This window comes from Actinomycetospora sp., assembly GCF_055612215.1.
Map to the genome: position 1 here is coordinate 1 of NZ_JBVPVA010000856.1, position 4,863 is coordinate 4,863.

A 4,863-nucleotide genomic window follows, 5' to 3' on the forward strand; every position below is an offset into this window, starting at 1 on the left:
GCGCCGGTGGGTGAGACCGAGCCGGTGAGGGCGCGGGCGTGGCGGGCCAGCCGCAGGCCTTCGGTGGGGTCGATGCGCACGTGGTCAGCCAACAACCGCGACGTGGAGCGGTAGCCCGAGGCGCCGACCGCGTCACAGTCCTCCAATGCGGTCAACGCCGCATAGCAGCGGGCCTGCGCGCAGCGCAGCGCCTCCCACGCCGCCGCGGTCTCGGCCAACGCCGCAGCCGCCGCCGCCGACAACCCGTCACCGTCGCAGGCGCCGTCGGCGAGGAGTCCGGGCACCGCCCACAACCCCGACCCGCCCACCGCAGCGCCACCCGAGGACCCGCAGTCGAGATCGTCGAGGTCGTGCCAGTCGTGGTCGGGCAGCGGAGCGAGGTCGTCGTCCACCCAGCCCGCCGGTTCCTCCCACGGCGGGGGCAGGTACGCGTCCCAGGAGCGGGACTCGTCGACGGGCACGGCCATGCACCCAGTATCGAACACGTGTTCGAACGGCGGAAGCCGTCGGGCAGCGCAATTCGATCTCCGCGAACGGACCCCGAGATCCTGTCGATCAGACGATCGGCCGAACCACGGCCGAGGACCGCAGCGACGCGTCAGCGCACGGGGCGCAGGTGCCGGTGCGCGCGGTGCTTCGCCCCACGGGTCCCGGCGCCCTCGTCGTGGCCGACCGCGGGCAGGACGGGACTCCCGGCATCGTCGTCCGCGCCGAGGACGTCACGACGGTGGCGGATGGCGTCGCAGAGCTGCTGCGCGGGGCCCACGACGTCCGGGCCGGAGATGCCGCTGGCGGCCTCGACGGCGTCGGCGAGGGCGCAGGTGAGGTCGGCGAGCTCGTCGAGGAGATCGACGCCCCAACGGCGACGCAGGGCCGGGTCGGCCATCAGGTGCCAGTCGGAGTGTTCGAGCTCTCGGAGCGCGTCGGTCGCCGTGCGGGCCTGGGCGACGGCCGTGTCATCGAACGTCACGCGCGTGATCCTGGCCCATCCCCGCGCACGGTGCCGCGCGGGGGTTGGGGTCCTTCCGGATCGGTCATCCTGGCGGCCCGCATCCGACGAGGAGGTCCGTGATGACGAGCCCGGGCAACGCCGACGACGACCCTGACGAGCGCCCGCTGGACACCGTGCCCGCGGACCAGGACTCCGGGGACGACCGCGAGGCCGCCGATCCGCGCCCCGAGGGTTCGACGTCCGACGACCGCTGACAACCCACCTCAGCCGTCCGAGCGATCCAGGTCCGCCGGCGCCTCGGGCCAGGGCGGCACGAGGTCGAGGTGATCGGCGGGGCGACCGGTGAACCGGGGCGGACGCTTCTCGAGGAACGACGTGACGCCCTCGACCGCGTCCGGCCCCTGGCCGAGCGTGGAGATCACCCGCGTCTCGGTGCGGTGGGCCTCCCAGGGTGACGCGGTGTCGAGCATCGCCCAGAGCATCCGGCGTGAGAGCGCGACCGAGACCGCTGACGTGTTCTCGGTGATCTCCGCGGCGAGCGCCGCGACGGTGCTGCCCAGCTCCGCGCCCGGCACGACTCGGGACACCAACCGCCCCCGCAGCGCCTCGTCGGCGTCGAAGACGCGCCCGGTCGCGACCCACTCCATCGCCTGCGAGATCCCGACGATGCGGGGCAGGAACCAGCTCGACGCGCCGTCGGGAGCGATGCCGCGGCGCGTGAAGACGTAGCCGAACCGGGCCGTGTCCGAGGCGATCCGGATGTCCGCGGCCAGCGGCATCGTCGCGCCGACCCCGACGGCGGGACCGTTGACCGCGGCGATGACCGGCTTGGTCGAGGCGGCGATCCGCAGCACGACGACCCCGCCGAGATCGCGGGGCGCGCCGCCCAGGGTGCCCCCGGCACGCCGCCGGGCGTCCCCGGTGCGGCGGTGGTCGAAGGTGCTCCCGCCGGCCGAGAGGTCGGCGCCCGCGCAGAACGCGCGGCCGGCGCCGGTGAGGACGACGACGCGGACGTCGTCGTCGGCGTCGCTGCGGTCGAAGGCCTCGACGAGCTCGCCCGCCATCGTCGGGGTGAACGCGTTCAGCCGGTCCGGGCGGTCGAGGGTGATGGTCGCGACCCCGGCGACCGACTCGTACCGGATCTCCGTGGGGATGGGGCACCTCCTCGACGGCGCCCGGACGGCACCCGGGGAGCAGCCTGTCAGCCCGGGGCCTCCCACGCACCGACCGCGCGCCGGAGCGCGGCGTCGATCCCCGCGGACCCGTCGGCGGTGTTGTCCAGGGCCAGATCGGCGACGTCGGGTGGCTCCGCGGGCCGCATGCGCGCGACGAACGCGCCGAAGTCGGCCAGCTTCCCCGCGTCCTGGTCGAGCCCGCGTGCCTCGAGCCGCCGACGCAGCGTCTCCGCCTCGCACCCGACCCACACCAGGCGCACCGGGTCGCCCCCGAGTTCCTCGACCCACCGTGCCCACGCCGCGGCGTCCCGGATGCGGCTGGTGAAGGGGGCGACGAGCAGCACCGGGCAGCCGTGGGCGCGGATCTGGCGCGCGGCCGCGGTCATCCCGCCGTACTCGTGGACCTTGACGTGCTCGTCGTACCAGGGGCCCTCGCGCTCGCCGTCGGACCGGCCCGCGGCCGCGAGGGTGGCGGCCACGAAGCCGCCGTAGAGGACGTCCTTGTCCAGCAGCGCGGGCACCGGGGACAGCAGTCCGAGGATCGCATCGGCGACGGTGCTCTTGCCCGCTCCGGGCGCGCCCGCGACGATCCATATGGCCGCCGGGCGGGTCGGGCCGCTCAGGCGCCCAGGTCCCGCAGCCGCGGCACGAGGTCCTCGCCGACCTGCTCGAGGAACCGGCGCTGGTCGTCGCCGGGGCCGTGCAGGACCAGGTGGTCGAGCCCGGCCTCGACGTAGGGCCGGACCTGCTCGACGGCCTCGTCCGGGTCGGAGGTCACGATCCAGCGCTGCGCGATCTGCTCGATCGGCAGCTCGTCGGCCAGCTTCTCCATCTCCTGGGCCGTCGTCACCGACTGCTTCTGCTCGGCGGTCAGCGACAGCGGCGCCCAGAAGCGGGTGTTTTCGAGGGCGCGGTCCGCGTCGCGGTCGTAGGAGATCTTGATCTCGATGGTGCGGTCGACCGCGTCGATCCCCGGCGTGCCGGCCTTCTCGCGACCCTCGGCCAGGGCGGGCATCAGCTTGTCGGTGTACAGCTCCATGCCCTTGCCCGAGGTGCAGATCATCCCGTCGCCGGCGCGGCCCGCGTAGCGCGCCATCTGCGGGCCACCGGCCGCGACGTAGATCGGCACGGGCGTGCTCGGGCGGTCGTAGATCGAGGCGTCGACCGTCGTGTAGTAGTCGCCCTCGAAGCTGACCGACTCCTCGGTCCAGAGGGCGCGGATGAGCCGCACGGACTCGCGGAGCCGCGCGAACCGCTCCTTGAAGTCCGGCCACTCCCGGCCCGACACCGCGACCTCGTTCAGCGCCTCGCCGGTCCCGATCCCGAGGGCCACGCGGCCCTCGGTGAGCAGCGCCATCGTCGCGAACTGCTGGGCGATGACGGCGGGGTTGTAGCGGAACGTCGGCGTCAGCACGCTCGTCCCGAGCTGGATGCGCGAGGTGCGCTCACCGACGGCGGGCAGCCAGGCCAGCGCCGACGGCGCGTGGCCGCCCTCGTGGCGCCAGGGCAGGAAGTGGTCGGACACCCAGGCGCTGTCGAGGCCGACCTGCTCGGCCAGCACCGCGAACTCGACCAGATCCCTCGGGCCGAACTGCTCGGCGGAGGCCTTGTACCCGATCTTCACCGTCACGTCCCCGAGCCTACCGGCGGGACGGGTGCCGGGAGGCGGCTCGCGGCGCGCTCCACCGCGTCGACGATGCCCACGTAGCCGGTGCAGCGGCAGATGTGCCCGGCCATCTCGGCGCGGATCCGCTCGCGGTCGGGGTGGGGCTCGACCTCGAGCAGGTGCGCCGCCGTCATGAGCATCCCCGGGGTGCACGCGCCGCACTGCAGGCCGTGGCACACGGAGAACGCCTCCTGCAGCGGGTGCAGGGTCCCGTCCGCCGCCGCGAGCCCCTCGACGGTGTCCACCGCGGCACCGTCGGCCTGGACGGCGAACATCAGGCAGGCGCGGGCAGGCTCGGCGTCGACGAGGACGGTGCACGCCCCGCACACCCCGTGCTCGCAGCCGAGGTGGGTGCCGGTGAGCCCGAGGTCCTCGCGCAGGGCGTCCGCGAGCGTGCGCCGCGGCTCGACGTCGAGGCGGTGGCGTTCGCCGTTGACGGTCAGGGTGATCCTCATGCGGGCTCCCGGACGGTGTGACGGGTGGAGGGGGTCGGGTCGCCACGCAGGTCGCCGAGCGCCCGCCGCGTCAGCTCCCCGGTGAGCGCCCGGCGGTACCCGGCGCTGCCGTGCAGGTCGGAGACGGGGTCGACGTCGTCGGCGGCGGCGTCGGCGAGCGCGTCGACCCGGTCCGGATCGACCACGTCCCCGACGTCGAGCAGGGCACCGGCGTCCACGACGTGCGGCGTGCCGGCGACCCCGCCGACGACGACGCGCACCCGGCCGCCGAACCGGGCGGCGACGACGGAGACGACCGCGAAGTCGCCGTGTCGCCGGGCGAACTCGGCGAACCCCCACGCGTCCGGGACCGGCAGCTCGACCCCGGTGATCATCTCGTCCTCGGCCAGCGAGGTCTGCAGCGCGCCGACGAACAGCGCCCCGGCGTCGACCCGGCGCGACCCACCCGGGCCGGTGACGTGCACGGCCCCGCCGCACGCCCGCAGCACCGCGGGCAGTTCCGCGGCCGGGTCGGCGTGGGCGAGGCTGCCGCCGAGGGTGCCGCGGGTGCGGATCGCGGTGTGCCCGACCCAGCCGGCGGCCTCGGCGGCGAGCGGGTGCGCGTCCTGTGCGGCG

The 4,863-nt window shown here is 75.0% G+C and carries 8 protein-coding genes; 1 reads left to right on the forward strand and 7 read right to left on the reverse strand.

Features of this window, described 5'->3' with window-relative positions:
- Both AC0CYZ_RS23305 and AC0CYZ_RS23310 read right to left on the reverse strand, forming a co-directional pair.
- Positions 1–467: hypothetical protein (locus AC0CYZ_RS23305; protein WP_472219751.1), on the reverse strand; the 467-nt coding region annotated here is incomplete at its 3' end.
- Positions 468–598: 131 nt separating this feature from the next.
- Positions 599–970: a hypothetical protein gene (locus AC0CYZ_RS23310; RefSeq protein ID WP_472219753.1), complete on the reverse strand. Its 372-nt coding sequence runs from the start codon at positions 968–970 to the stop codon at positions 599–601.
- Positions 971–1,071: 101 nt separating this feature from the next.
- On the opposite strand from AC0CYZ_RS23310, the gene AC0CYZ_RS23315 reads away from it, so the two are divergent.
- Complete coding sequence (locus AC0CYZ_RS23315; RefSeq protein ID WP_472219755.1) at positions 1,072–1,206, forward strand: hypothetical protein; 135 nt, start codon at positions 1,072–1,074, stop codon at positions 1,204–1,206.
- A gap of 9 nt (positions 1,207–1,215) precedes the next feature.
- Here the strand turns inward: AC0CYZ_RS23315 and AC0CYZ_RS23320 are convergent, their stop codons facing one another.
- From AC0CYZ_RS23320 to AC0CYZ_RS23340, 5 genes are all read right to left on the reverse strand, one after another.
- A complete protein-coding gene (locus AC0CYZ_RS23320; protein WP_472219765.1) occupies positions 1,216–2,106 on the reverse strand; it encodes an enoyl-CoA hydratase-related protein in 891 nt (296 codons plus the stop codon).
- A 47-nt stretch (positions 2,107–2,153) separates the two neighbouring features.
- A complete protein-coding gene (locus tag AC0CYZ_RS23325; RefSeq protein ID WP_472219767.1) occupies positions 2,154–2,750 on the reverse strand; it encodes a P-loop nucleotide/nucleoside kinase family protein in 597 nt (198 codons plus the stop codon).
- Positions 2,747–3,757 carry a glucose-6-phosphate dehydrogenase (coenzyme-F420) gene (fgd, locus tag AC0CYZ_RS23330; RefSeq protein WP_472219759.1) on the reverse strand — a complete coding sequence of 337 codons (1,011 nt, stop codon included), beginning with the start codon at positions 3,755–3,757 and terminating at the stop codon, positions 2,747–2,749. The genes AC0CYZ_RS23325 and fgd overlap by 4 nt, the downstream gene beginning before the upstream one ends.
- A complete protein-coding gene (locus tag AC0CYZ_RS23335) occupies positions 3,754–4,248 on the reverse strand; it encodes a (2Fe-2S)-binding protein (protein WP_472219761.1) in 495 nt (164 codons plus the stop codon). Before AC0CYZ_RS23335 ends, fgd begins: the two co-directional genes overlap by 4 nt.
- A partial coding sequence (locus AC0CYZ_RS23340) for an FAD binding domain-containing protein (protein WP_472219764.1) occupies positions 4,245–4,863 on the reverse strand: 619 nt, incomplete at its 5' end. The genes AC0CYZ_RS23335 and AC0CYZ_RS23340, both read right to left, overlap by 4 nt.

Coding starts and splice junctions, on each gene's coding strand:
- AC0CYZ_RS23335 (WP_472219761.1), bottom strand. CDS start 4,248: ATGAGGATCACCCTGACCGTCAACGGCGAACGCCACCGCCTCGACGTC.
- AC0CYZ_RS23315 (WP_472219755.1), top strand. CDS start 1,072: ATGACGAGCCCGGGCAACGCCGACGACGACCCTGACGAGCGCCCGCTG.